The 24,341-nt window shown below is 67.4% G+C and carries 27 protein-coding genes; 20 read left to right on the forward strand and 7 right to left on the reverse strand.

Annotation, left to right across the window (positions count from 1 at the left end):
• Positions 1-35: 35 nt before the first annotated feature.
• Complete coding sequence (locus tag ACSFCA_RS26630) at positions 36-890, reverse strand: M48 family metallopeptidase (protein ID WP_435461565.1); 855 nt, start codon at positions 888-890, stop codon at positions 36-38.
• Positions 891-950: 60 nt separating this feature from the next.
• Between ACSFCA_RS26630 and ACSFCA_RS26635 the strand changes: the two genes are divergently transcribed.
• The 6 genes from ACSFCA_RS26635 (at position 951) to ACSFCA_RS26660 (ending at position 7,919) form a co-directional block, all read left to right on the forward strand.
• Positions 951-2,336, forward strand: coding sequence for an AmpG family muropeptide MFS transporter (locus ACSFCA_RS26635; protein WP_435461564.1), 1,386 nt, complete (start codon positions 951-953; stop codon positions 2,334-2,336).
• Between the two features lie 156 nt (positions 2,337-2,492).
• Positions 2,493-3,695, forward strand: coding sequence for a beta-ketoacyl-[acyl-carrier-protein] synthase family protein (locus ACSFCA_RS26640; RefSeq protein WP_097200620.1), 1,203 nt, complete (start codon positions 2,493-2,495; stop codon positions 3,693-3,695).
• Positions 3,692-4,540 (forward strand): beta-ketoacyl synthase chain length factor, encoded by an 849-nt coding sequence (locus tag ACSFCA_RS26645; protein ID WP_435477456.1) that lies wholly within the window; start codon positions 3,692-3,694, stop codon positions 4,538-4,540. The genes ACSFCA_RS26640 and ACSFCA_RS26645 overlap by 4 nt, the downstream gene beginning before the upstream one ends.
• 118 nt (positions 4,541-4,658) lie before the next feature.
• On the forward strand, positions 4,659-5,381 hold the full coding sequence (locus ACSFCA_RS26650) for a response regulator transcription factor (RefSeq protein WP_093053372.1): 723 nt from the start codon (positions 4,659-4,661) through the stop codon (positions 5,379-5,381).
• A gap of 10 nt (positions 5,382-5,391) precedes the next feature.
• Positions 5,392-6,591 (forward strand): ATP-binding protein, encoded by a 1,200-nt coding sequence (locus tag ACSFCA_RS26655; RefSeq protein ID WP_258351788.1) that lies wholly within the window; start codon positions 5,392-5,394, stop codon positions 6,589-6,591.
• A gap of 71 nt (positions 6,592-6,662) precedes the next feature.
• Positions 6,663-7,919 (forward strand): O-antigen ligase family protein, encoded by a 1,257-nt coding sequence (locus ACSFCA_RS26660; protein ID WP_435461562.1) that lies wholly within the window; start codon positions 6,663-6,665, stop codon positions 7,917-7,919.
• Positions 7,920-7,952: 33 nt separating this feature from the next.
• Here ACSFCA_RS26660 and ACSFCA_RS26665 read toward each other — a convergent pair whose 3' ends face one another.
• Both ACSFCA_RS26665 and ACSFCA_RS26670 read right to left on the reverse strand, forming a co-directional pair.
• Positions 7,953-8,162: a zinc-finger domain-containing protein gene (locus ACSFCA_RS26665; RefSeq protein WP_130426560.1), complete on the reverse strand. Its 210-nt coding sequence runs from the start codon at positions 8,160-8,162 to the stop codon at positions 7,953-7,955.
• 8 nt (positions 8,163-8,170) lie between these two features.
• Positions 8,171-9,124: a branched-chain amino acid transaminase gene (locus ACSFCA_RS26670; protein WP_093053364.1), complete on the reverse strand. Its 954-nt coding sequence runs from the start codon at positions 9,122-9,124 to the stop codon at positions 8,171-8,173.
• A 118-nt stretch (positions 9,125-9,242) separates the two neighbouring features.
• Here ACSFCA_RS26670 and ACSFCA_RS26675 point away from each other — a divergent pair, with 118 nt between their 5' ends.
• Positions 9,243-10,244, forward strand: coding sequence for a recombination-associated protein RdgC (locus ACSFCA_RS26675; RefSeq protein ID WP_258351790.1), 1,002 nt, complete (start codon positions 9,243-9,245; stop codon positions 10,242-10,244).
• 15 nt (positions 10,245-10,259) lie between these two features.
• On the opposite strand, the gene ACSFCA_RS26680 is transcribed toward ACSFCA_RS26675, so the two are convergent.
• Complete coding sequence (locus ACSFCA_RS26680; RefSeq protein ID WP_435461561.1) at positions 10,260-11,471, reverse strand: M20 aminoacylase family protein; 1,212 nt, start codon at positions 11,469-11,471, stop codon at positions 10,260-10,262.
• A 33-nt stretch (positions 11,472-11,504) separates the two neighbouring features.
• Positions 11,505-12,824 carry an MFS transporter gene (locus ACSFCA_RS26685; RefSeq protein ID WP_435461560.1) on the reverse strand — a complete coding sequence of 440 codons (1,320 nt, stop codon included), beginning with the start codon at positions 12,822-12,824 and terminating at the stop codon, positions 11,505-11,507.
• A 191-nt stretch (positions 12,825-13,015) separates the two neighbouring features.
• Between ACSFCA_RS26685 and ACSFCA_RS26690 the strand changes: the two genes are divergently transcribed.
• Positions 13,016-13,960, forward strand: coding sequence for a LysR family transcriptional regulator (locus tag ACSFCA_RS26690; RefSeq protein ID WP_258351793.1), 945 nt, complete (start codon positions 13,016-13,018; stop codon positions 13,958-13,960).
• Here the strand turns inward: ACSFCA_RS26690 and ACSFCA_RS26695 are convergent, their stop codons facing one another.
• Entirely contained in the window at positions 13,961-14,401 is a 441-nt protein-coding gene (locus ACSFCA_RS26695) for a glycerate kinase (RefSeq protein ID WP_435461559.1), read from the reverse strand. It abuts the gene before it with no gap.
• Positions 14,402-14,483: 82 nt separating this feature from the next.
• On the opposite strand from ACSFCA_RS26695, the gene ACSFCA_RS26700 reads away from it, so the two are divergent.
• A complete protein-coding gene (locus tag ACSFCA_RS26700; protein ID WP_435477457.1) occupies positions 14,484-14,810 on the forward strand; it encodes a hypothetical protein in 327 nt (108 codons plus the stop codon).
• A 50-nt stretch (positions 14,811-14,860) separates the two neighbouring features.
• Here ACSFCA_RS26700 and radA read toward each other — a convergent pair whose 3' ends face one another.
• Positions 14,861-16,252, reverse strand: coding sequence for a DNA repair protein RadA (gene radA, locus ACSFCA_RS26705; RefSeq protein ID WP_435461558.1), 1,392 nt, complete (start codon positions 16,250-16,252; stop codon positions 14,861-14,863).
• Positions 16,253-16,351: 99 nt separating this feature from the next.
• Between radA and hpaR the strand changes: the two genes are divergently transcribed.
• From hpaR to ACSFCA_RS26760, 11 genes are read left to right on the forward strand one after another with little or no spacing between them, the layout of a single operon-like run.
• Complete coding sequence (gene hpaR / locus ACSFCA_RS26710) at positions 16,352-16,789, forward strand: homoprotocatechuate degradation operon regulator HpaR (protein ID WP_093053341.1); 438 nt, start codon at positions 16,352-16,354, stop codon at positions 16,787-16,789.
• Positions 16,786-17,412 carry a fumarylacetoacetate hydrolase family protein gene (locus ACSFCA_RS26715; RefSeq protein WP_435461557.1) on the forward strand — a complete coding sequence of 209 codons (627 nt, stop codon included), beginning with the start codon at positions 16,786-16,788 and terminating at the stop codon, positions 17,410-17,412. Before hpaR ends, ACSFCA_RS26715 begins: the two co-directional genes overlap by 4 nt.
• Complete coding sequence (locus ACSFCA_RS26720; protein WP_435461556.1) at positions 17,409-18,182, forward strand: fumarylacetoacetate hydrolase family protein; 774 nt, start codon at positions 17,409-17,411, stop codon at positions 18,180-18,182. Before ACSFCA_RS26715 ends, ACSFCA_RS26720 begins: the two co-directional genes overlap by 4 nt.
• A complete protein-coding gene (gene hpaE, locus ACSFCA_RS26725; RefSeq protein ID WP_435461555.1) occupies positions 18,179-19,642 on the forward strand; it encodes a 5-carboxymethyl-2-hydroxymuconate semialdehyde dehydrogenase in 1,464 nt (487 codons plus the stop codon). Before ACSFCA_RS26720 ends, hpaE begins: the two co-directional genes overlap by 4 nt.
• Positions 19,639-20,613: a tripartite tricarboxylate transporter substrate binding protein gene (locus tag ACSFCA_RS26730; protein ID WP_435461554.1), complete on the forward strand. Its 975-nt coding sequence runs from the start codon at positions 19,639-19,641 to the stop codon at positions 20,611-20,613. Before hpaE ends, ACSFCA_RS26730 begins: the two co-directional genes overlap by 4 nt.
• A 3-nt stretch (positions 20,614-20,616) precedes the next feature.
• The gene (locus ACSFCA_RS26735) at positions 20,617-20,952 is read left to right on the forward strand and encodes an aromatic ring-opening dioxygenase subunit LigA (RefSeq protein ID WP_435461553.1); all 336 of its coding nucleotides are present in this window, start codon (positions 20,617-20,619) and stop codon (positions 20,950-20,952) included.
• Entirely contained in the window at positions 20,949-21,776 is an 828-nt protein-coding gene (locus tag ACSFCA_RS26740; RefSeq protein WP_435461552.1) for a DODA-type extradiol aromatic ring-opening family dioxygenase, read from the forward strand. The genes ACSFCA_RS26735 and ACSFCA_RS26740 overlap by 4 nt, the downstream gene beginning before the upstream one ends.
• A gap of 13 nt (positions 21,777-21,789) precedes the next feature.
• Positions 21,790-22,197 (forward strand): 5-carboxymethyl-2-hydroxymuconate Delta-isomerase, encoded by a 408-nt coding sequence (locus ACSFCA_RS26745; protein ID WP_435461551.1) that lies wholly within the window; start codon positions 21,790-21,792, stop codon positions 22,195-22,197.
• 13 nt (positions 22,198-22,210) lie between these two features.
• The gene (gene hpaH / locus ACSFCA_RS26750; protein ID WP_435461550.1) at positions 22,211-23,014 is read left to right on the forward strand and encodes a 2-oxo-hept-4-ene-1,7-dioate hydratase; all 804 of its coding nucleotides are present in this window, start codon (positions 22,211-22,213) and stop codon (positions 23,012-23,014) included.
• Between the two features lie 5 nt (positions 23,015-23,019).
• A complete protein-coding gene (gene hpaI / locus ACSFCA_RS26755) occupies positions 23,020-23,841 on the forward strand; it encodes a 4-hydroxy-2-oxoheptanedioate aldolase (protein ID WP_435461549.1) in 822 nt (273 codons plus the stop codon).
• 25 nt (positions 23,842-23,866) lie between these two features.
• Positions 23,867-24,337: a nuclear transport factor 2 family protein gene (locus ACSFCA_RS26760; RefSeq protein WP_435461548.1), complete on the forward strand. Its 471-nt coding sequence runs from the start codon at positions 23,867-23,869 to the stop codon at positions 24,335-24,337.
• Positions 24,338-24,341: the final 4 nt, after the last annotated feature.

The following is a 24,341-nucleotide window of genomic DNA, read 5'->3' on the forward strand; positions in this document are numbered from 1 at the left end:
CCGTCCTCTCCCCAGGGGAGAGGGAGTCATGCAGGTCAGCTCTTCTTCGCGTCGCGGTAGAGCTTCTCGACCTTCGGCAGGTTCGCTTCCAGCTTCGTGATGCGATCCGGCCCACTCGGGTGCGTCGAAAGAAAGTTCAGGCTGCCCTGGTTCTTCGACGCCGCGGCCATCTTCTGCCAGAGCGACACAGAAGCCTTCGGGTCATAGCCCGCGCGCGCCGCGAGTTCGAGCCCCACGAGATCGGCCTCGGACTCGTCGCTGCGGCTGAACTTGAGCGTGAGGAGCTGCGTGCCAGCGCGTGCCGCCAGGTCGCCCACCTGGCCCCAGCCGAGCAGTTGCGCACCGATGGAGAGCGCCGCGCCCGTGCCCGCGCTCTTGGCCATGCGGGCGCGCGCATGCTCGCGCAGCGCGTGGGCCATTTCGTGGCCCATGACCATCGCGACCTCGTCGTCGGTGAGCTTGAGCTGTTCGAGGATGCCGGTGAAGAAGGCGATCTTGCCGCCGGGCATGCAGAAGGCGTTGATCTGCTTGCTGCCGATCAGGTTGACCTCCCACTTCCAGTCGCGGGCGCGCGAATTCCACGGCGTGGCGAAAGGAATGAGCCGCTTGGCGATGGCGCGCAGGCGCTGCAGTTGCGGGTTGCTGTCGCCCGCGAGCGCATTCTTGGCGCGTGCCTGTTCGAGCAATTGGCCGTATTGCTGCACGCCGGCCGCCTCGATCCTGTCGGCCGGCACGAGGTTGCGCGCCACCGAGGCGTTGCCGACATCGACCTGCGCCAGCGCCGGCGCGCTCAGGGCCGCGCCGGCGGCGGCCAGAAGAAAGGCCCGCCGGGGATTCCACCCAGAAGCGGCAGAGATGGCGGAAACAGGGCGATCGCAGCGTGTGCACATAGGAGGCGGATCATAGGAACAAATGAAGACAAAGGCCCTGGCCGATGTCCCCCGCCACTCATGGACAATCCGGGGTTCATGTCCGCCTCGCCCGCAGAAACCCCCACCACCCCCTCTCCGCCCTGGCGCGACGCGCTGAAGGTCTACCTGGAACCCGCCACCCTGCGCATGCTGGCGCTGGGTTTCTCGGCCGGGCTGCCGCTGCTGCTGGTGCTCGGCACCCTGAGTTTCCGACTGCGCGAAGCGGGCATCGACCGCACCACCATCGGCTACCTGAGCTGGGTCGGCCTGGCCTACGGCTTCAAGTGGGTCTGGGCGCCGCTGGTCGACCGGCTGCCGCTGCCGCCGCTGACCACACTGCTGGGGCGCCGGCGCGGCTGGCTGCTGCTGGCGCAGTGCGTGGTCATTGCCGGGCTGATAGGCATGGCGCTGAACGACCCGCGGCTGGGACTCACGCCGCTGATCTGGTGCGCTCTGCTGGTGGCCTTCGGCTCGGCCACGCAAGACATCGCGCTCGACGCCTTCCGCATCGAATCGGCCGAAACGCGCAAGCAGGCCGCGCTGGCGGCGGCCTATCAGACCGGCTACCGCCTCGCCATGATCTGGGCCGGCGCGGGCGTGCTGTGGGTCGCGGCCTGGGCCGAGGTGGCGCCGGCCGCCGCAGTCACGGGCGCGGCGGCGTACCAGAACGGTGCCTGGAAGACGGCCTACCTGGTGATGGCGGCCTCGATGGCGGTGGGCGTGATCACGGTGCTGCTGTCGCCCGAACCGGTGCCGCGCGTGCTGCCCAAGGCGAAGAATGCCGCCGAATGGCTGCAGAGCGCGCTGGTGGAGCCCTTCGCCGACTTCATCCGCCGCTACAAATGGCAGGCCATGCTGATCCTTTCGCTGATCGCCATCTACCGCATCAGCGACGTGGTGATGGGCATCATGGCCAACCCCTTCTACGTGGACATGGGCTTCACCAAGGACGAGGTGGCCTCGGTCAGCAAGATCTACGGCGTGATCATGACACTGGTGGGCGCTTTCGTGGGCGGCGTGCTGTCGATGCGCCTGGGCGTGATGCGGGTGCTGATGCTGGGCGCGGTGCTCAGCGCGGCCAGCAACCTGCTGTTTGCCTGGCTGGCCTCGCGCGGGCACGACCTGACGGCGCTGATCGCCGTGGTCTCGGCCGACAACCTGGCCGGCGGCATCGCCTCGGCGGCCTTCATCGCCTACCTGTCGAGCCTCACGAACATCAGCTATTCGGCCACGCAGTACGCCTTGTTCAGCTCGCTGATGCTGCTGCTGCCGAAGTTCATCGCCGGTTATTCAGGCGTCTTCGTCGATGCCTACGGCTACAGCACCTTCTTCGTCGCCACCGCGCTCTTGGGCGCGCCGGTGCTGGTGCTGGTGGCGCTGGCCTCGCGAATGACGGCCATCACAAGCCCCACGGACCGTCAATAGGGCCTGGGCCCTATAGGAAACAGCCGACGCTGCACGCGCCGCGCAACTGGTAGGCTGTGCCGGTATACATTCGTTTCTTTCATTCTCCTTTCCCTCCTGCGCCCTCTTCCTGCGCACCCATCGTCCGCGAGCCAGCCAGCAAGCCCCTACAAGATCGTGCCGTCCCGAATTTCTCCTCTCCAAATCAGCGCCTACACGGCGACCTCCGCCGTCGGTGTCGGCAAGGACGTGCTGGCCGACGCGCTCGCGCAGTCGCGCAGCGGGCTGCGCGCCAATGACTTCGGCGATGCACCGCTGCCCACCTGGATCGGCCGCGTCGACGGCCTCGAGGAGATCCGCCTGCCCGAATCCCTCGCCCATTGGGACTGCCGCAACAACCGGCTCGCCTGGCTGGGCCTGCATGCCGACGGCTTCATCGAGGCCGTGGCCGCCGCGCGCGAAAAGTACGGCGCCTCGCGCATCGCGCTGATCCTGGGCACCTCGACCGCCAGCATCGGCGAGACCGAGCTGGCCTACACCCAGCTCGACGAGCAGGGCATGTTCCCGGTGAACCAGCGCCGCGCCGCGGTGCACACGCCGCATTCGCTGGCCATGTTCACGCAGCAGGTGCTGGGCATCAGCGGCCCGAGCGAAACCATTTCCACCGCCTGCTCGTCGAGCGCCAAGGTGTTCGCCTCGGCCGAGCGGCTGATCCGCCTGGGCCTGGCCGACGCGGCCGTGGTCGGTGGGGCCGACACGCTGTGCGGCAGCGTGCTGTTCGGCTTCAACTCGCTCGAACTGGTGTCGAGCGAGCCGTGCCGGCCCTTCGACGCCACCCGCAAGGGCATCAGCCTCGGCGAGGCCGCTGGCTTCGCGCTGGTCGAGCGCGTGCAGACCGGCGCCGATGCCGCGCCGCTGCACCTGCTGGGCTACGGCGAGGCGAGCGACGCGCACCACATGTCGACGCCGCACCCCGAGGGCCTGGGCGCCGAACGCGCACTCGACGAGGCGCTGGCGCGCGCCGGCCTCGCGCCCGAGGCCATCGACTACATCAACATGCACGGCACCGCGAGCCAGAAGAACGACGAGGTCGAGGGCGCGCTGGTGGCGCGCCGCTTCCCGGCGCGCACGCACGCCAGCTCGACCAAGGGCTTCATGGGCCACACACTGGGCGCGGCGGGCATCGTCGAGGCCGTCATCAGCCTGCTGGCCATCGAGCGCGGCGTGATGCCGGGCACCGTCAACACCCACACGCTGGACGAAGGCTTCGGCCCGCAGATCAGGCTCGAACCGGCGCGCGGCGAGGTGCGCTATGCGCTGACCAATTCGTTCGGCTTCGGCGGCAACAACTGTTCGCTCGTTTTCGGCAAAGCGGCATGAGCGAGATGAACCAAGCCCCCACGCCCCCGACCCTCTACATCGAAGGCCCCGCCTTCTGGACGCCCACGCTGCCCGGCTGGGAGGCCGCGCGCGCCGCTTTCCGCGGCGAAGGCACGCTGTCCGACCCGCCCGCCAAGCGCCCGTCGCCGCAGGTGCTGGCTCCGGCCGAACGCCGCCGCGCGCCCGACACCGTGGCGCTGGCGCTCGAGGTGGCGGCCGCCGCCCTGGCCGGCTCGGGCCGCAACGCAGCCGACGTGCCCTGCGTGTTCACGTCGGCGCACGGCGACCTGTCGATCAACGACTACATGTGCAGCACGCTCGCGGGCGACCCGAAGATGCTGTCGCCCACCAAGTTCCACAACTCGGTGCACAACGCGGCCGTGGGCTACTGGACCATCGGCACCGGCTGCATGGCGGCCAGCAATGCTGTGTCGGCCTACGAGCACAGCTTTGCCTCGGGCCTGCTGGAGGCGGCGGTGCAATGCGCCTGCGACCAGGAGCCAGTACTGCTGGTGGGCTACGACGCGCCCACGGTGGGTGCGCTGACCTCCGTCACCGACAGCCGCGGCCTGCTGGCGCTGGCGCTGGTGATCGCCAGCGAGCCGACCGAACGCACCGTGGCGGCGCTGGACTGGTCGCTGGCCAGCAGCGACAACAACAGTGCCACGCCGCCGCGCTCGGAGGCCGCGAAGTCGCTCGCCGAAATCAACCCCATGGCGCAGGCGCTGCCGCTGTTCGAATCGCTGGCGCACATCGACAATGGCAACGGTTCGGCCCCCATCGACCTGCCGCTGTCTCCCACGCTGTCGCTGCGGCTGCAGCTGAGGCCGCACAGCCGGGGCTGAGTACCGTGCCCCCTGCCCCCGGCGCTATGCTTTTCGCAGCATCGCCGGTTGACAGGGATATTCGAGGTTTACCCAACTTTACGGAGCGTTCAAGCCTGCTTGCTCCCTGTGGACGACCATGAAGCGCATGAGCACCCCCCAACTCCTGATGATCGAAGACGACGCCCGCCTGGCGCAGATGGTGGGCGAATACCTGACGCAGTCGGGCTTCGCGTTCAACCATGCCGGCGACGGCGCCGCCGGGCTCGAGCAGCTGCAGCAGCACGCGCCCGACCTGGTGATCCTCGACCTGATGCTGCCCGACACCGACGGGCTCGAAGTCTGCCGCCGCATCCGCGCGCTGCCCGGCCCGCTGTCGAAGGTGTCGGTGCTGATGCTGACGGCCAAGGGCGACCCGATGGACCGCATCATCGGCCTCGAAATCGGCGCCGACGACTACCTGCCCAAGCCCTTCGAGCCGCGCGAGCTGCTGGCGCGCATCCGCGCCGTGCTGCGCCGCCGCAGCGAGAACGCCACCGAGGCCGAAGCCTCCACGGTGATGCGCTTCGGCACGCTGGAGATCGACCGCAATGCACGCACCGTGTCGGTGGCCGGCGCGCTGGCCGATCTCACCTCCTACCAGTTCGACCTGCTGGTGGCGATGGCCGAGCGCGCGGGCCGCGTGCTCACGCGCGACCAGATCATGGAGGCCGTGCGCGGCCGCGAGCTCGAAGCCTTCGACCGTTCCATCGACGTGCACATGGGCCGCATCCGCGCGGCCATAGAAGTCGACGCGAAGAACCCCAAGCGCATCCTCACGGTGCGCGGTGTGGGCTACGTGTTCGCCAAGCAACAAGACTGAGCGGCTGCCGATGCTGCGCAGCCTTTATTCACGCCACCTCTACGTCCGCATCTGGCTCGCGGTGGTGGGGGGCGTCGTCATCCTCACGCTGATGGCCAACTGGATCGTGCGCGAAGCGGCCGAAGCCGAACGCGAGCGCCTGGCGCCGGTGCCGCGCAACGTGGTCGTGCTGGACGCACAGGACAAGCCGATCGGCGCGGGCACCGCCCTGCGCGTACCGGGCCAGGGCCTGGAATTCGACGTGACGCTCAGCGACGGCAAGGCCATCACGCTGCGCGTGGCGCCGCGCGAGCGGCCCACCGGTTCCGGCGGCTTCGCGCCGTGGCGCACGCCCTTCGGGCTGGGCTGGATGATCGCGCTGGTGGGCGTGGCGGTGGCATTGGGCGTGTACCCGATCGTGCGGCGCATCACGCAGCGGCTGGAATCGCTGCAGCGCGGCGTGCAGCGATGGGGCGAGGGCGATCTCTCGGTGCGGGTGACCGAAGAAGGGCAGGACGAAGTGGCTGATCTCTCAAAACGATTCAACGCGTCGGCAGAACGCATCGAGCAACTGGTGCGTTCGCACAAATCGCTGCTGGCCAACGCCTCGCACGAGCTGCGTTCGCCGCTCACACGCATCCGCATGGGCCTGGAGCTGATGGGCGAGCGCCCGAGCCCGGCCGCTCGGGAAGAAATTTCGCGCAACATCGGCGAGCTCGACCAGCTCATCGACGAGATTCTGCTGGCCAGCCGGCTCGACGCCAGCGAGGCCGACATGGGCACCATCGAGGCGGTGGACCTGACCGGCCTGGCGGCCGAAGAGTGCTCGCAGGTGAACGCCGAACTCGACCTGGCCGAAGGCACCGACAACGCCACGCTCACCGTGCCCGGCGTGTCGCGCCTGCTGCGCCGGGCGATCCGCAACCTGCTGGAAAACGCCCGCCGCTACGGCGCCGGCGAAATCGCGGTGGAGCTGGGCAGTGCCAACGGCTACGCCACCGTGCGCGTCAACGACCGTGGCCCCGGCGTGCCCACGGCCCTGCGCGAACGCATCTTCGAGCCCTTCTACCGCCTGCCAGGCGCCAGCGAGCGCAACGGCGGCGTGGGCCTGGGGCTGGCGCTGGTGAAGTCGATCGCCGAACGGCACGGCGGCACCGTGCGCTGCGAAGACCGGCCCGGTGGCGGCGCGAGCTTCGTGATCCGGCTGCCGGCCGCAGCGCGCGGGCACTGAGTACGCCACCCTCGCCCGCGCAGGGCCGTGGTCAGGTTGGCTCCCAGATGCCAACCTAAAATCCCGCCCCTATGCAGAGATCGCACATCGTTCGGCCCGCGGCCATGTTCTGGGGGCTGGTGGTGTTCATGCCGGTCGGCGTCACCTACCTTTCGGCCATTTTGCTGCTGCTCACCATGCTGGTGGCCGGCGGCTTGCGCGAGCGCTACGCGCGGCTGCGCGCCAACCCGCTGTGGTGGCCGGTGATGGCGTACCTGGCCTGGACCTTCCTCGTACTGGCCTTCGGGCGGCACTACCCCGAAACCGGCTCCAACCTGTTCCACGGGGTGCGCATCGGCCTCACGATATTGATGGCGATGGCGCTCACGCGCGAAGAAGCGATATGGGCGCTGCGCGGCTTCCTGCTGATCGCCGCGCTGAATATCCTGCTGATCATGGCCTATTACGCCATCGGCTTTCCGATCTGGTCGCCGCTGCGCGCGGTGGTCATGGAGGTAGGCAACAAGTCGATCAGCAACGCCCTGCTGTTCAGCGTGGTGGCATCCACCGCCGCCGTGTGGGGCATTGCACAGATCGCCGCGCACAAGCCGCTGCGTGCCATTCCGGCCTTCGTGCTGATGCTCGGGCTGGGCGTGGTGGTGGCGCTGCCGCTGACCTCGCGCACCTCGGTGCTCGCGCTGATGCTGGTGATTCCGGTGGTGTGCATTCACCAGTGGCGCAACCACCTGAAGATGCTGGTGAGCGCGCTGGTGCTGGGGGCCGTGGTGCTGGGGGCCGGGCTGTATCAGTTGCCGCAGCTCCAGCACAAGGTCGAGACCGGCGTGCAGGAAATCGAAGAGGCGCAGGCCGGCGCCATCTTCAAGGGCAGCTGGGTCATCCGCTACTACATGTACAAGGACACGGGCCTCATGATTGCCGACCGCCCACTCACCGGCTGGGGCATCGGCGGCTGGACCGAGCAGTGGCACAAGCGCGGCCCGGCGCTGTTCGCCGACTCGAATATGCCGCACAACGACTTTCTATGGGTCGGCGCGCAGGGCGGGCTGCCGGCCTTGCTGAGCCTGCTGGTCATCATGGTCGCCGCCGTCTGGCAGGCGTGGAAACGGCCCGACATGGCGGGCCGTTATGCGCTGGCAGCCACGCTGATCGCGCTGATTGCATCGAGCGTGAACTCGGCCATGCGCGACGCGCAGATCGGCCTGGCGCTGCTGTTCATCGCGATGATCTACCTGCGGCTGGCGCAGGAGAAGCAAGACCCGGATCCGTGGCGCGACCTGCTGCCGTCGCGGTGGCGCAAGAAAGAAACCGCCCCCCAGGCTGCTGCCTGAACTGCAGTAAAGGGACGGTTGCGTCAGCCCGGCTCAGTGCCGCGCCGACACCGTCTCGCCGGCCTTCAGCCGGTACACCGTGCCGCAATACGGGCACTTGGCCTCGCCGGTGCGCGCCACGTCGAGGTACACCTTCGGGTGGTTGTTCCAGAGCTTCATGTCGGCCTTGGGGCTGGGGCAGAACACGCCGCCCTGATGGTTGAGCTCCTTGGCCAGGAGTTCGACGACTGCATTGGTGGACATGGGTTTTCTCAGACTTTCGTGAGCCAGTGGGCGTACTTGGGGTTCTTGCCGTTCACGATGTCGAAGAAGGCAGACTGGATTTTCTCGGTGATCGGGCCACGGGCGCCGCCGTCGCCGCGGTTGCCGATCTCGACGCGGTCGAGTTCACGGATGGGCGTGACTTCAGCGGCGGTGCCGGTGAAGAAGGCCTCGTCGGCGATGTAGACCTCGTCGCGCGTGATGCGCTTTTGCACCAGCTCCAGGCCCAGGTCCTTGCACACGTGCAGGATGGTGTTGCGCGTGATGCCGTTGAGCGCGCCGGCCGACAGGTCAGGCGTGTAGACCACGCCGCCCTTGACCACGAAGATGTTCTCGCCCGCGCCTTCCGACACGAAGCCGCTCGCGTCGAGCAGCAGCGCCTCGTCGTAGCCGTCGTCCAGCGCTTCCATGTTGGCCAGGATCGAGTTGGTGTAGTTGCTCACCGTCTTGGCCTGCGTCATCGTGATGTTGACGTGGTGGCGGGTGTAGCTCGAGGTTTTCACGCGAATGCCGCGCTTCATGCCCTCTTCGCCCAGGTAGGCGCCCCAGGACCAGGCCGCGACCATGGCGTGGATCTTGTTGCCCTTGGGGCTCACGCCGAGCTTTTCGGAGCCGATCCAGATCAGCGGGCGCAGGTAGCAACTTTCGAGCTTGTTCTCGCGCACCACCTGTTTCTGGGCCTCGTTGAGCTGCTCGGGCGTGAACGGGATCTTCATGCGCAGGATCTTGGCGCTGTTGAACAGGCGCTCGGTGTGCTCGGCCAGGCGGAAGATCGACGTGCCGCCGTCCGCCGTCTTGTAGGCGCGCACGCCCTCGAAGGCGCCGCAACCGTAGTGCAGCGTGTGGCTCAGCACGTGGATCTTGGCGTCGCGCCAGTCCACGAGTTCGCCGTCCATCCAGATCTTGCCGTCACGGTCGTCCAGCGAGGGGGGGATCGAGCTCATTTCCTGATTCCTTTGGAAGCGATGGGGGAAGTCGCAAAAGCTTTCGATTTTACGGCCGAGCCCGGAACGGGGTGCCCGACAATGGCCGGTTGTGCAAACCAGTGGAAAAAGGGTTTCCGTGTCCGTATTCAAGAACGTCATCGTCTATCGCATCGAACCTGCCTGGTCCCAAACACTGGCCGAGGCTGAAGAAGGGCTCGGCAAGCAGCGCTTCGAGCCTTGCGGCCCCTCGCAGGAAAAGTCCGCCGGCTGGGTCGAGCCCCGCGGCGAAGCCAACGGCCCGTTGGTCGAATCCATCGACGGCCAGTGGCTTGTCGAATACATGATCGAGAGCAAGACCGTGCCCGGCTCCGTGGTACGCCGCAAGCTCGACGAGCGCTGCGCGCAAATCGAGGCCACCACCGGCCGCAAGCCCGGCAAGAAGGAAAAGAAGGAGCTCAAGGAAGACATCACCCTGGAGCTGCTGCCCATGGCCTTCACGCGCAGCGCCCGCGTGGCGGTGTGGATCGACAAGGCCGAGAACCGCCTCGTGATCAACAGCGGCAACGCCGCGCGCGCCGACGAAGTGGTCACCAGCCTCGTGAAGTCGCTCGACGGCTTTGCCGTGGCCCTCATCAACACGCAGATCGAGCCCGCCGCCGCCATGGCCAACTGGCTGCTGACGCAGGAGCCGCCGGCCGGCTTCACCATCGACCGCGAGTGCGAGCTCAAGGCCTCCGACGACTCCAAGGCCGTGGTGCGCTATGCCAAGCACCCACTGGACATCGACGAGGTGAAGCAGCACATCACCGACGGCAAGCGCCCGACGCGGCTCGCGCTGACGTGGGACGACCGCGTGTCCTTCGAGCTGACGCACGGCATGCTGATCCGCAAAATCACCTTCCTCGAAGGCACGGGCGACGGCGCCGCGGGCGGCAAGAAGGAAGACAACTTCGACGCCGACGTGGCGATTGCCACGGGCGAACTGGGTCAGCTGGTGCCGGCGCTGCTGGACGCGCTGGGTGGCGAGGCGGCGTTCTCGGCGGCATTGCCCGACGAAGCGCCGAAGCCTGCTGTGGCAGCCGCTCCCACGACGACCGTGCCTGCCGATGCGCCCGAGGAAGAAGACGCGCCGTTCTGACGCGCCTTCGGCAACTCAGGCGACCAGGTAGGTCTGCGCCAGTCGCACCCAGCATGCGGCTCCGAGCGGCAGCACCTGGTCGTTGAAGTCATACCCGGGGTTGTGCACCATGCAGCCCCCGAACTCGCCCTCCCCGTTGCCGAGCAGCAGATAGCAGCCCGGCAGCGCGTCGAGCATCCACGCGAAGTCCTCGCTGCCCGCGAAGCCCCGGGGCACCTTCGTGATGACGTTCGCCTCGCCCACCAGCTCGGCGCAGACCTGCGCCATCAACTGCGTCTCGGCCGCTGTATTGACCACCGGTGGCACCAACTGGCGGTAGTCGATTTCGGCCTCCACTCCGTGCGCCTGCGCGGTGAGGCTCACGATCTCGCGGATGCGCTGCTCGACCAGCGCGCGCGTCTCAGGCAGCGCCGCGCGCACGTTCAAGCCAAGCGACACCGACTGCGGGATCACGTTGTGCGTGGCGCCGCCGCGGATGAAGCCGACCGACACCACCGCCGTGTCGTCAGGCGCCACGTTGCGCGCCACCACGGTCTGCAGCGCCGTCACCACCGCCGCAGCTGCCGCGACGGGATCGCGCGCGCGATGTGGCATGGCACCGTGTCCACCCACGCCCTTGATCGTGACGTCGGCCACGTCGGACGACAGCGTGACCGGACCTTCGACCGCCAGCACGGTGCCCACCGGCACGCCCGGCGCGTTGTGCAGCGCGTACACCGCATCGCAGGGGAAGCGCTCGAACAGGCCGTCCGCGATCATCGCGCGCGCGCCGCAGAGGTTTTCTTCGTCGGGCTGGAAGATCAGGTTCAGCGTGCCGTCGAAGTTGCGCGCCGTCGCCAGCGCCTTGGCCGCGGCCAGCAGGATCGCCGTGTGGCCGTCGTGCCCGCAGGCATGCATGCGGCCGGGGTTGCGGCTCGCATACGGCAGGCCGGTGGCCTCGGCGATGGGCAGCGCGTCCATGTCGGCACGGATGCCGAGGCGGCGCGTGCCGCTGCCGACCTTGAGTTGCGCCACGATGCCGGTCTTGCCGATGCCGGCGTGCACCTCGTAGCCCCAGCTGCGCAGCAGGTTGGCAACGAGTTCGCTGGTGGCGCTCACCTCGAAGCCGAGCTCCGGGTTGGCGTGGATCTGGCGGCGGATGTCGACGAAGGCCTGGGTGTCGACGTCGGCCTGCGGCAGCAGGCGCGACAGCAGCTTCGTGGTCTGGGGGCTGAGTTCGCGGGTCATGTGAAAAGGTTCGCTCTCGGTGAAGTTCTTCGATCAATCGGCCTTGCGTTCGCGCAGGCTCAGTAGCGCGCACAGGCTCAGCACCCCGCAAACCATCATGTAGAAGGCCGGCGACATGGGGTTGTCCGTCTTCGCGAGCAGCCAGGTGACGATGAACTGCGAGGAGCCGCCGAACACCGTCACGCCCACGCTGTAGATCACCGAGATGCCGCTGGCGCGCACGCCGGCCGGCAGCATTTCGAGCAGCATCAGGAACATGGGCGTGGTGCCGATGTTCACGCTCGCGGTCAGCAGCGCCGACAGCGCCAGCACCAGCGGCACGCTCGGGTAGTGGCTGATGATCCAGAACACCGGGTAGACGGCGACAACGCTGAACAGCAGCGAGCCGATCACCAGCGGCTTGCGGTTCGGCAGCCTGTCGGCCAGCCGCCCCGCCACCAGCGACACCACGAACAGCGTGATGCCCGTGACGCAGCCCGACAGCAGCGACAGCGACGGCGGCATGTGCAGCACGCGGATCATGTAGGTGGGCATGAAGAACACCACGAGGTACATCGTCGCCGTGCCCGCCGTTGTGGCGAGGATGCCCTTGAGCACCGTGCCGCCGTGGTTGCGCAGCAGCCGGCCGACGGGGCTGGATTCATGGCTCTCGGCGGTGTGCGTTTCCTCGAGGTGCGCGCGAATGTAGAGCCCCACCGGCGCGATCAGCAGGCCGAGCAGGAACGGCAGGCGCCAGCCCCAGCTTTCGAGCGACGCCTGCGGCAGCGCCGCATACAGCGCGGCACCCGTGAGCGCGCCCAGCAGCGCCGACACGCCCTGGCTCGCCAGCTGCCAGCTCACGCGGAAGCCCCGGCCCTTGATGCCGCCGGCCTCCATCAGCATCGACGTGGCCGCGCCCACCTCGCCGCCCAGCGAAAAGCCCTGCAGCAGCCGGCCCGCCACGATCATCAGCGAGCCGAACACGCCGGCCGACGCATAGCTCGGCGCGAAGGCGATGCACAGCGTGCCGAGCACCATGAGGCCGATGGTCAGCGTCATCGCGGCCTTGCGGCCCTTGCGGTCGGCGTAGTTGCCGATGATCACGCCGCCCAGCGGCCGCATCACGAAGCCGATGCCGAAGGTGGCCACTGCCAGCAGCAGCGAGCCATACGGGCTGTCGGAGGGAAAGAACAGCTTGCCGATCAGCAGCGCGAAGAAGCTGTAGACGGTGAAGTCGTACATCTCCAGCGCATTGCCCAGCGAGCAGGCGGCGATCAAACGGAACTGGCTCTGCCTTCCCTTGCCTTGCACGGCAGTAGCGACGGCTGGTGAAGGGCCCCGGATCGGGCTTGCGGGCAATGCGGCTTCGCTCATCTAATGTCACTCCACGAACAGGTTGCGGGTGGCCGGATCGGCCTCTGGCGGCGGAGTATTCAGGCAAAGCGCCGTGGCAAAGAATCACATATTTTCATGCTGATAACCAAACGGCATCCCCGTCATAAACAGGCACCGGAAGCCATCGGGACAACCCTCGGGACACCTTTTTTCGGGAGATCGGCACCACGATGAAGCTGCAACAGTTGCGCGTTCTGCTGGCGGTGGCACAGCACGGCAGCATCCATGAGGCGTCGCGCAGCCTGCACACCACGCAGCCCGCGCTGTCGAAGACCATTTCGGAACTGGAGCGCGAACTCGGCGTGACGCTGATGTCGCGTTCCACGCGCGGCGTGAGCCTCACGGCCTACGGCGTGGCGCTGGTCAAGCGCGCGAGCCTGGTCGAGCAGGAACTGCGGCATGCGCTCGAAGACATCGAGGCGATCCGCGGTCACGACGAGGCGCAGCTCAACATCGGCTTCACCGCGGTGGCGTCGAGCGGGCCGCTGCCCGATGCGATGGCTTCGTTTCGCCAGCGCTTTCCCAACGTGGCGATGCGCGGCTTCGAGCTGCGGCCGCAGCAGATCTTCGAAGGCCTGCGCGAGGGCCGGCTCGACCTGGGACTGGTCTCCACCTGCAACGGGCCGGGCACCAGCGCCCTCCAGTGGGAGCCGCTTTTTTCAGTGGCGATGCACCTGAGCGTGCGTGCCGGCCACCCGCTGCGGCGCGTGCGCAAGCTGCAGCCGCTGCTCGACGCCGACTGGCTGGTGCTCGACCCCGTCGACGACGCCGGCAGCCCGCTGGTGAGCACGATGCGCATGCACGGGCTCGAGATGCCCCGGCGCATGGTGCACAGCGCCTCGAACCTGCTGGGCCTGCAGCTGGCCACGCAGACCGACCTGATCAGCATGTGGTCGGATTTCGTCTTCCACGGCGCGGGGCCGCTGCGGCTGCAGCCCGGCCTGCTGGAGAAGCTGCCGATCACCGATGCGCTGCCGGACTTCGACGTGTTCCTGGTCTACCGCTCGGCCGACCTCATGACGCACGTGTGCACCGAGTTCGTGAAGGAAGCGCGCCACCATGCGAAGGCGAATCCGCCGTGGCGACAGCCGCGCCGCAAGGCGGGCGCGGGCTGATCAGGCCGCGGGGGTCTGCGTGCTGTTGTCGTCTTCGGGCGCCGTTTCGGGCCGCGTCATCGTCCAGCTCTGCAGCTTGCCGCCGTTGAACACGGTGTCGACGTACGAGCCGCCGCCGTCGGTCCAGCGGTAGTGCTCGGGCTGCTCGTCCTTGGGCGAGCGCAGCTCGCCGAGGGCGCGCGTCATCGCGATCACGTGCATCAGCGTCACGCCCGGCTTGAGCTTGGCGTTGAGCATCACGGCGCTGGCCACATAGCCCACCGGCCGTTCGGCCGCGCGCTTGAGCACCTGCATCGCGCGGTTGAAGTGCAGCAGCAAGAACATCACGATCGCGCCGCCAGCCAGGGCAACACCGCCCCAACCGCCGCTGCGCCAGGCCAGCCCCAGGAGAAGGATGGCGCCCACGGGCACCAGAAGTTTCTTGAAATCCATGGCGCGCATTGTCGCCGCCCCGGGGCAGGCGCCGAAGTAGCGGCCCTGACTACCCCTGGGCGCGCTGGACGGTACTCACCCCGAAAAGCGCATGGCACGCGAGCGCCACGCGGCACATTTCGCTTCACGGGCACAGCAAGCCCGGGCCACCGAAAAGCGTATGACCATCCCGCGTTCCGTCACCTTCGTTCGTCTCACCCTCGTCGGCACGGCGATCAGCAGCATGGACGGCCGCGAACAGTTTCAGGGAGAGGCAACCCGGGTCGCAGGCTCGCAAGGCACCGGCGTGGCGGCGAACGCCACCGGCAGCCGCAGCGGCGACCCGGAGTGCCAGTACACGATGAACCCGGCCACGTTGGGCAGCGGCCAATGCGTACCCAGCAGCGGACCGGCGTTCACGAAACACATCGGGGGATAGGGAGGGTAGCCCGGCGCGTCACAGGCGCGCCGGGCATTTTTTTCCGGTGATCAATCGAGGCGGCGGACCACGTCCATCGCCTCTTCGATGCGTTCGACGGGGTGGATCGTCAAACCTTCGATCTCTTTCGTGCCCTTGCGCGGCGCATTCGCCTTGGGCACCACGGCCACGCTGAAACCCAGCTTGGCCGCTTCGCGCAAACGCTCCTGCCCGCGCGGCGCCGGTCGCACTTCGCCGGCCAGCCCCACTTCGCCGAACGCGATGAAGCCCTTGGGCAGCGGCTTGCCGCGCAGGCTCGACGTAATGGCCAGCATCACGGCCAGGTCGGCCGCAGGCTCGCTGATGCGCACGCCGCCCACCGCGTTGACGAACACGTCCTGGTCCATGCAGGCCACGCCCGCATGGCGGTGCAGCACGGCCAGCAGCATGGCGAGACGGTCGCGGTCCAGGCCCACCGACAGGCGGCGCGGGCTGGGGCCGCCGTTGTCGACCAGCGCCTGGATTTCCACCAACATCGGCCGCGTGCCTTCGAGCGTGACCAGCACTACGCTGCCGGGCACCGGCTCGGGGTGCTGGCTCAGGAAGATCGCGCTCGGATTGGTCACGCCCTTCAGGCCGCGCTCGGTCATGGCGAACACGCCGATTTCGTTGACCGCGCCGAAGCGGTTCTTGATGGCGCGCACGAGGCGAAAGCTCGAATGCGTGTCGCCCTCGAAGTACAGCACCGTGTCGACCATGTGTTCGAGCACGCGCGGGCCGGCGAGCGCGCCCTCTTTCGTCACGTGCCCCACCAGCACCACGGCCGTGCCGCTGGTCTTGGCAAAGCGCGTGAGGTGCGCCGCGCATTCGCGCACCTGCGCCACCGAGCCCGGGGCCGAGGTGAGCTGGTCTGAATAAACCGTCTGTATCGAATCGATCACCGCGATGGCGGGGCGCGTGGCGTCAAGCGTGGCGATGATTTTCTCGAGCTGGATCTCGGCCAGCACCTGCACCTGCGAGTGATCGAGGCCGAGCCGCCTGGAGCGCAGCGCCACCTGCGCGCCGCTTTCCTCGCCCGTCACGTAGAGCGCGTTCTGCCCTGCACGCTGCAACGCATCGACTGCCTGCAGCAGCAGCGTCGACTTGCCGATGCCCGGGTCACCGCCGATCAGCGTGACGCCGCCCGAGACGATGCCGCCGCCCAGCACGCGGTCGAGCTCGTCGATTCCGGTGGGGGTGCGCGCGATGTCGGTCGCCTCGATTTCGGAAAGGGTCGCGAGCTCCGACGCCCCCGCGAGCGACGCGAACTGCGTGCCGAAGCGGTTGTTGGCCGGGCCGTTGCCCGCGCCCGCGACCTGCTCGATGAGTGTGTTCCAGGCGCCGCAGCTCGGGCATTTGCCGAGCCACTTGGGGCTGGTGCCGCCGCATTCGCTGCAGACGAAAAGTGTTTTGTCCTTGGCCATGCGGCGAGTTTAGGTGTCCGCACAAACCCTGATACGCGGTGCCTTGGAAAGAATCGGCCAATCATTTAACATGTTAAGTAATTTCGAGAAAGACGAGCCTTGAGCACGACATTCACGCACCGCAATTTGCCGCGCCTGCTGCTGCAGGCCCGCGAAGCCGTGATGGCCCACACCCGGCCCAGCCTGCGCGAGCACGCGCTGTCCGACCAGCAATGGCGCGTGCTGCGCGTGCTGGGCGAACACGGCGCGGTCGACACCGGCCGGGTCGCGCGCGAGGCCTTCATCCTCGGCCCCAGCCTCACCGGTGTGCTCGCGCGCATGGAGCGCGACAACCTCATCACCCGCGCCCGCGACCCGGCCGACCAGCGCCGCACCGTGGTCGAGGCCACGCCGCACGGCATGAAGCTCGTGAAGCGGCTGTCAACCAGCATCGAGTCGCACTACGAGTGGATGGAGAAGTCGCTCGGCAAGGCCAAGCTCACGCAGCTCTACGGGCTGCTCGACGAACTGATCGCACTGGAGCAACCCTCGCCATGAGCCATTTCCTGCCCACAGGCACGGTGTACGGCACCTTGCTGAACTTCCGCGCCGAAGCGGATGCGCTCACGCCGCAGATGACGCAGCCGCCCTACAAGGCGCCGCCGAAAGCGCCCGTGCTCTATGTGAAGACGGCCAACACCTGGAGCCCGCATGGCAGCGACATCGCCGTACCGGTAGCTGTGCCTGAGGTGGAGATCGGCGCAAGCATCGGCATGGTGATCGGCGCCGAGGGCGACGTCGAAGGCTTCGTGCTGATGAACGACCTGTCGATTCCGCATGCGAGCTTCTTCCGCCCGCCGGTGAAGTTCAAGTGCGTCGACGGCTTCCTGGGCATCGGCCCCGTGCTGCGCGACGCGCAAGAGGTTGCCGACCCCGCGAGCTTCCGCATCGAGGTGCGCATCAACGGCGATCTGAAGCAGTCCATCGACTTCTCGCAGCTAGTGCGGCCGGCGCAGCAGTTGCTCGCCGACGTCGGCGACTTCATGACGCTCGCGCACGGCGATGTGCTGATGCTCGGCTGCGACCTCGGCCGCCCGCTGGCCCGCGCCGGCGACCGCATCGACATCTCCGCTCCGGGGTTCGAGACATTGAGCAACACGCTGGTGAAGGAAGCCGCATGAAGCACGCACGCGTCATCTTCGAAGGCCGCGAGCACACCGGCACGAGCCACGAGTTCAACGGCCAGCAAGATGCAGCCGTGCGCCTGGACGACGGCCGCGTCGTGCCGCAGGAGCAACTCATCTGGCTACCTCCGCTCGCGCCGACTGCACGCCCCCGCACCATCCTCGCGCTCGGCCTCAACTACGCCGACCATGCGAAGGAGCTCGAATTCAAGGCGCCCGAAGAACCACTGGTGTTCGTCAAGGGCCAGAGCACACTCATCGGCCACCGCCAGCACACGCACCGCCCGGCCGACGTGAAGTTCATGCACTACGAATGCGAGCTCGCTATCGTCGTCGGCAGGACCGCGAAGAACGTCAGGCGCGACGATGCCTACGACTTCATCGGCGGCTACACGGTGGCCAACGACTACGCCATCCGCGACTACCTCGAGAACTGGTACCGCCCCAACCTGCGCGTGAAGAACCGCGACACCTGCACGCCGCTGGGCCCGTGGTTCGTCGACGCGGCTGACGTGCCCGACCCCATGGCGCTCGCGCTGCGCACCACCGTCAACGGCACCGTCACGCAGCAAGGCAACACGCGCGACATGATCTTCGATGCGCCCTTCCTCATCGAGTACTTCAGCCGCTTCATGACGCTGTCGCCGGGCGACCTGATCCTCACCGGCACGCCCGACGGCGCGGTCGATTGCCAGCCGGGCGACGTCGTCGTCACCGAGATCGAGCGCATCGGCGCGCTTCAGAACACCATTCAAGGAAAAGCATGAGAGTCGATCACCTGATCAACGGCAAGAGTGTCGGCGGCACTGACTACTTCGAAACCGTCAACCCCGCCACGCAGGAAGTGCTGGCCGAGGTCGCCTCGGGCGGCGAAGCCGAAGTGAACGCGGCCGTGGCCGCCGCCAAGGAAGCCTTTCCCAAGTGGGCCGGCATGCCCGCGCCCGAGCGCGCGAAGCTGATCCGCAAGCTCGGCGACCTGATCGCCAAGCACGTGCCCGAGATCGCGCAGACCGAAACCAACGACTGCGGCCAGGTGATCGCGCAGACCGGCAAGCAGCTCATTCCACGCGCGGCCGACAACTTCTATTACTTCGCCGAGATGTGCACGCGCGTGGACGGCCACACCTACCCCACGCCCACGCACCTGAACTACACGCTGTTCCATCCGGTGGGCGTGTGCGCGCTCATCAGCCCATGGAACGTGCCCTTCATGACGGCCACCTGGAAGGTCGCGCCCTGTCTGGCCTTCGGCAACACGGCCGTGTTGAAGATGAGCGAGCTCTCGCCGCTGACGGCCGCGCGCCTGGGCGAGCTGGCGCTCGAAGCCGGCATTCCGCCCGGCGTGCTGAACCTGGTGCATGGCTATGGCAAGGAGGCCGGCGAACCGCTGGTGGCGCACCCCGACGTGCGCGCCATTTCGTTCACCGGCTCTACCGCCACGGGCAACCGCATCGTGAAGAGCGCGGGCCTGAAGAAGTTCAGCATGGAGCTGGGCGGCAAGAGCCCCTTCGTGATCTTCGACGACGCCGACCTCGACCGCGCGCTCGACGCAGCCGTGTTCATGATCTTCAGCAACAACGGCGAGCGCTGCACCGCCGGCTCGCGCATCCTGGTGCAACAGTCGATATACGCCGACTTCGCGGCGAAATTCGCCGAGCGCGCCAAGCGCATCACCGTGGGCGACCCGCTCGACGAGAAGACCATCGTCGGCCCGATGATCTCGCAGGCCCACCTGGCCAAGGTGCGCAGCTACATCGAGCTGGGCCCGAAGGAAGGCGCGACGCTGCTGTGCGGCGGCCTCGAAGCGCCGTCGAACCTGCCCGACCGCGTGAAGAAGGGCAACTACGTTGTGCCTACCGTGTTCGCCGATGTCGACAACCGCATGAAGATCGCGCAGGACGAAATCTTCGGCCCGGTCGCCTGCCTGATTCCGTTCAAGGACGAGGCCGATGCGATCCGCCTCGCCAACGACATCCAGTACGGGCTGAGCAGCTACGTGTGGACCGAGAACATCGGCAAGGCACACCGCGTGGCCGCCGCCGTGGAAGCCGGCATGTGCTTCGTCAACAGCCAGAACGTGCGAGACCTGCGCCAGCCCTTTGGCGGCACCAAGGCCTCGGGCACGGGCCGCGAAGGCGGCACCTGGAGCTACGAAGTGTTCTGCGAGCCGAAGAACGTGGCGGTGTCACTGGGCTCGCACCACATTCCGCACTGGGGCGTGGCGTGAACAATCAACGCCGCACGTTGCTGCAGGGCGTGGCCGCGTTGGCGGCGCTGCCCTCGCTGGCGCGTGCACAGGGCACCTGGCCCAGCAAGCCGATCCGCGTGATCGTGCCCTTCACGCCCGGCGGCACCACCGACTTCGTGGCTCGCCTCGTCGGCGTCGAGTTGTCGAAGGCACTGGGCCAGCCCGTCATCGTCGACAACAAGCCCGGCGCAGGCACGGTGATCGGCGTTGATGCAGCAGCCAGGGCCGCGCCCGACGGCTACACCTTCGTCTGCGTGGCCAACAGCTTCACGGCCAACCAGACGCTGATCCGCAAGCTGCCCTACGACACGCAGAAAGACCTGCGCCCCGTCGCGCTCATGGGCATGTCGGAGCATGTGCTCGCCACGCACCCCAACAGCGGCCTGAAGACGCTCGCCGACCTGCGCAACCAGGCCAAGGCGACACCCGGCACGCTGAGCTTCGCCTCCTTCGGCAATGGCACCTCGGCCCACCTCTCGGGCGAGATGCTCAAGCTGCAGATGGGCCTGGACATCGTGCACGTGCCCTACAAGGGCCAGGGCCCGGCGCTGACCGACCTGCTCGGCGGACAGGTGACGATGATGTTCGGCAACTGGCCCGAGTTCCGCAGCCACGTGCAGAACGGCAAGCTCGTCGCGCTGGGCATGGCGACCGCGCAGCGCTCGCAATACGCACCGGCCATACCCACACTGGCGGAACAGGGTGTGCCCATCGAGTCCAATTCGTGGAACGGCTTGCTGGCGCCCGCCGGCACGCCCGACGCCGTGGTGCAGCGCATGAACGCCGAAGTGAACCGCGCGCTGGCGGGGCCGGTGGTGACGGAGGCCTTCCACAAGGGAGGCATCGCGTCGCTGTCGGGCACGCCGGAGCGCTTTGCGGCCTTCATACAGAGCGAGATTGCGAAGTACGGCGATGTGATCCGCAAGGCCAACATCCAGGTGGAGGGCTGAACGATGAGCCTCTATGCGATGCAGAAATTCCTGTTCGCGCTGAATCGCGAGCAGGAAGTGCAGCGGCGCTATGCCGAAGGTGGCGAGACGCGCGCAACGTTGCTGGGCGCCTATGACTTCACTCAGGAGGAGCGCGAGGCCATCGACACCGGCGACATCGGCAAGCTCTACGTGCTCGGCTGTAATGGCCAACTGCTGATGCACTTCGCGCCTTTGCTCGGTATTCCATGGGCCGACTACCTCGAAGCCATGCGCGAAGGCGTACGCAAATACGGCCCCGTGCGCGCGGGCATCTATGCGATGACAACCGGCACAGACGAAAAGGTGGCAGGCGTATGAGTCTCGTATTCGCAGGCGTGTGCAGCCACGCCCCCGGCATCACCGGCCGCGCTCACCTTGCCGATCCGGCGGTGAAGGACGAGTTCCACGCGCAGTTCCACCGCTTCGGCGAGGCGATGCGCGCGACGAAGCCCGACGCGGTGATCGTGATCGCCGCCGAGCACTTCGCGAACTTCTTCATGAACAACATGCCGGCCTATGCGATCGGCATGGCCGACAGCTACGAGGGCCCGATCGAAGACCCGAAGTGGCTGGGCATCGAGAAGCACAAGATCCCCGGCGATGCCGCGCTGTCGCAGCGCCTCATCCGCGAGGTGATGCAGACGGTCGACGTGGCCTACGCGGAAGAGTGGAAGTTCGACCACGGCATCATGGTGCCGCTGAACTTCCTCACGCCGGAGTTCGACACCAAGATCATCCCCGTCAACATCAATTGCCAGGGCCCGCCGCTCACGCCGCTTCATCGCACATGGGCCTTCGGTGAGGCGCTGCGCCGCGCCTGCGACAAAGCGCCCGAGCGCATCGCGCTGGTCGGCACGGGCGGCATCTCGCACTGGCCCGCCACGCCCGATTCGGGCAAGGTGAATGCCGAATGGGACGCCGAGTTCATGAAGCGCTGGTGCGCCAACGACCGCGAGGGCCTGCTCTCGCTGGACGACTATGGCGACGAAGCCACGTATCGCGAAGCGGGCCAGGGCGGCTTCGAGATCCGCACCTTCATCAGCGTGGCTGCAGCCGCGCGCGGCAAGGGCGAGATCCTTCACATGAAGGCCATCCCCATCTTCGCGGTGACGTGCACCGCCGCGACGATGTCGGTCGAATGAACGGAGAGCACCCATGCCCCATCTCGTGATCCTCTACACGCCGAACATCGAAGCCGAGACCGACATGTCGGCGCTGTGTCGCACGCTGGCCGACACCATGCTGAAGCAGCGCGACGAGGCCGACAAGCCGGTGTTCCCCATCGGCGGCACGCGCGTGCTGGCCTACCCTGCCGCGCATTACGCGGTGGCCGACGGCAAGGCCGACTACGCCTTCGTCTATCTCAACATCCGCATGGCCGCGGGGCGCTCCGAGGCGGTGAAGAAGAAAGCCGGCGACGAGCTGCTGGCCGACGTGCGCGCGCATTTCGCGCCGATCTTCGAGCAACGCCACATCGGCATCACGCTGCAGATCGACGAAAGCCCGGGGCAGGTGTACGACGGCAAGCACAGCAACCTGCATCCACTGTTCAACAAGTCATAAGAAGCGAGCCGACATGCTGTCCAAAGCCACCATCGCCCAACTGGCCGCCGAGCTGCACGAAAGCGAAAAGTCGCGCGTGCAGGTCGAGCACTTCTCCAAGCGCTTTCCAGAGATGACCATCGAGGACGGCTATGCCATCTCGCGCGAATGGGTGAAGAACAAGATCGCCGAAGGGCGCGTCGTGCGCGGCCACAAGATCGGCCTGACCTCGCGCGCCATGCAGCAGTCCAGCCAGATCGACGAGCCCGACTACGGCACACTGCTCGACGACATGTTCTTCGAGCAGGGCGGCGACATTCCGTTCAAGCGCTTCATCGCGCCGCGCATCGAGGTGGAGCTGGCCTTCATCCTCGGCAAGAAGCTGCAGGGGCCGAACGTGACCATTTTCGATGTGCTGGCCGCCACCGACTACGTGGTGCCAGCCATCGAGATCATCGACGCGCGCATCGAGCAGTTCGACCGCCACACCAAGGCGCCGCGCAAGGTGTTCGACACCATCTCCGACAACGCGGCCAACGCCGGCATCGTGATGGGCGGGCGGCCGGTGAAGCCCGATGCGGTGGACCTGCGCTGGGTGAGCGCGCTGCTCTACAAGAACGGCGTGATCGAGGAATCGGGCGTGGCCGCGGCCGTGCTCAACCATCCGGCCACCGGCGTGGCGTGGCTCGCGAACAAGCTGGCGCCGTGGGAAGAATGCCTGGAGGCCGGCGAAGTGGTGCTGGCCGGCTCGTTCACGCGCCCCACCACTGCCGTACCGGGCGACACCTTCCATGCCGACTACGGCCCGCTCGGTTCCATTTCCTTCCGATTCGCCTGAAGACCATGCACACCCCCATCAACACCTTCAAGCAGGCCCTCGCGGCCGGCAAGCCCCAGATCGGCCTGTGGGTCGGCCTGGCCGACGGCTACGTGGCCGAGATCCTGGCCGGCACCGGCTACGACTGGCTGCTGGTCGACGGCGAACACGCGCCCAACGACGTGCGCTCGGTGCTCGCCCAGCTGCAGGGCATCTCCAGCGCATGGTCGGCGCAGGCCGAGGCGGAGCGCTCGCACCCCATCGTGCGCGTTCCGGTCGGCGACACCACGCTGATCAAGCAGTACCTCGACATCGGCGCGCAGACGCTGCTGGTGCCGATGGTCGACACAGCCGAGCAGGCCGCGCGGATGGTGCAGGGCATGCGCTATCCGCCCGAGGGTATCCGCGGCATGGGCAGCGCATTGGCGCGTGCCTCGCGCTGGCAGGCCTACCCCAACTACCTGCACGAAGCCAATGCGCAGACCTGCCTGCTGGTGCAGGCCGAGACGGTGGAAGCGATGAAAAACCTCGACGCCATCGCAGCCACGCCAGGCGTGGACGGCGTGTTCATCGGGCCGGCCGACCTGTCGGCCTCGATGGGCTTCGTGGGCCAACCCAACCACCCCGAGGTGCAGGCCGTGATCGCCGACGCCATCGCGCGCATCCGCAAGGCCGGCAAGGCGCCGGGCATCCTGTCGACCACCGAGGAGCAGGCGCGCAAATGGCTCGCGGCCGGCGCGCTGTTCGTGGCGGTGGGCGTGGACACCATCGTGCTGGTGGCGGCGGCAAAGCAGCTGCTCACAAAGTACAAGGCCGCATCGGGCGTGGCTTCGCCCAACGGCTACTGATTTCCTTCACACCGGAGCACCCTTGATGCAACGCATGACTTTGGCGGCCCTGGCCGCAGCAGCTACCCTGTTCCTCGTCGCCTGTGCCCCCATGGGTGCCGGCAAGCAAGGCCCCACCGCCCAGCAGGAAGCCAACCGCCAGACCGTGCTCGCCTTCTACGAAAAGGGCCTGAACCAGAAGGACGCCGACGCGGCCCTTCAGTACGTGGGCAACCGCTACGTGCAGCACAACCCCACGGCGGCCGACGGCCCCGAGGGCTTTCGCAAGTTCATCGGGTTCCTGCGCGAGAAGTTTCCGAAGTCGCACAACGACATCAAGCGCAGCTTTGTCGACGGCGACTACGTGATCCTGCACGTCAACTCGGTGCGCGAGCCGGGCACGCGCGGCAGCGCCATCGTCGACATCTTCAAGCTGGAGAACGGAAAGATCGTCGAGCACTGGGACGTGGTGCAGCCCGTGCCCGAGACCGCCGCGAACAAGAACGGCATGTTCTGACCTG

Source organism: Variovorax multivorans, assembly GCF_051216835.1.
Taxonomy (GTDB): Bacteria; Pseudomonadota; Gammaproteobacteria; order Burkholderiales; family Burkholderiaceae_C; genus Variovorax.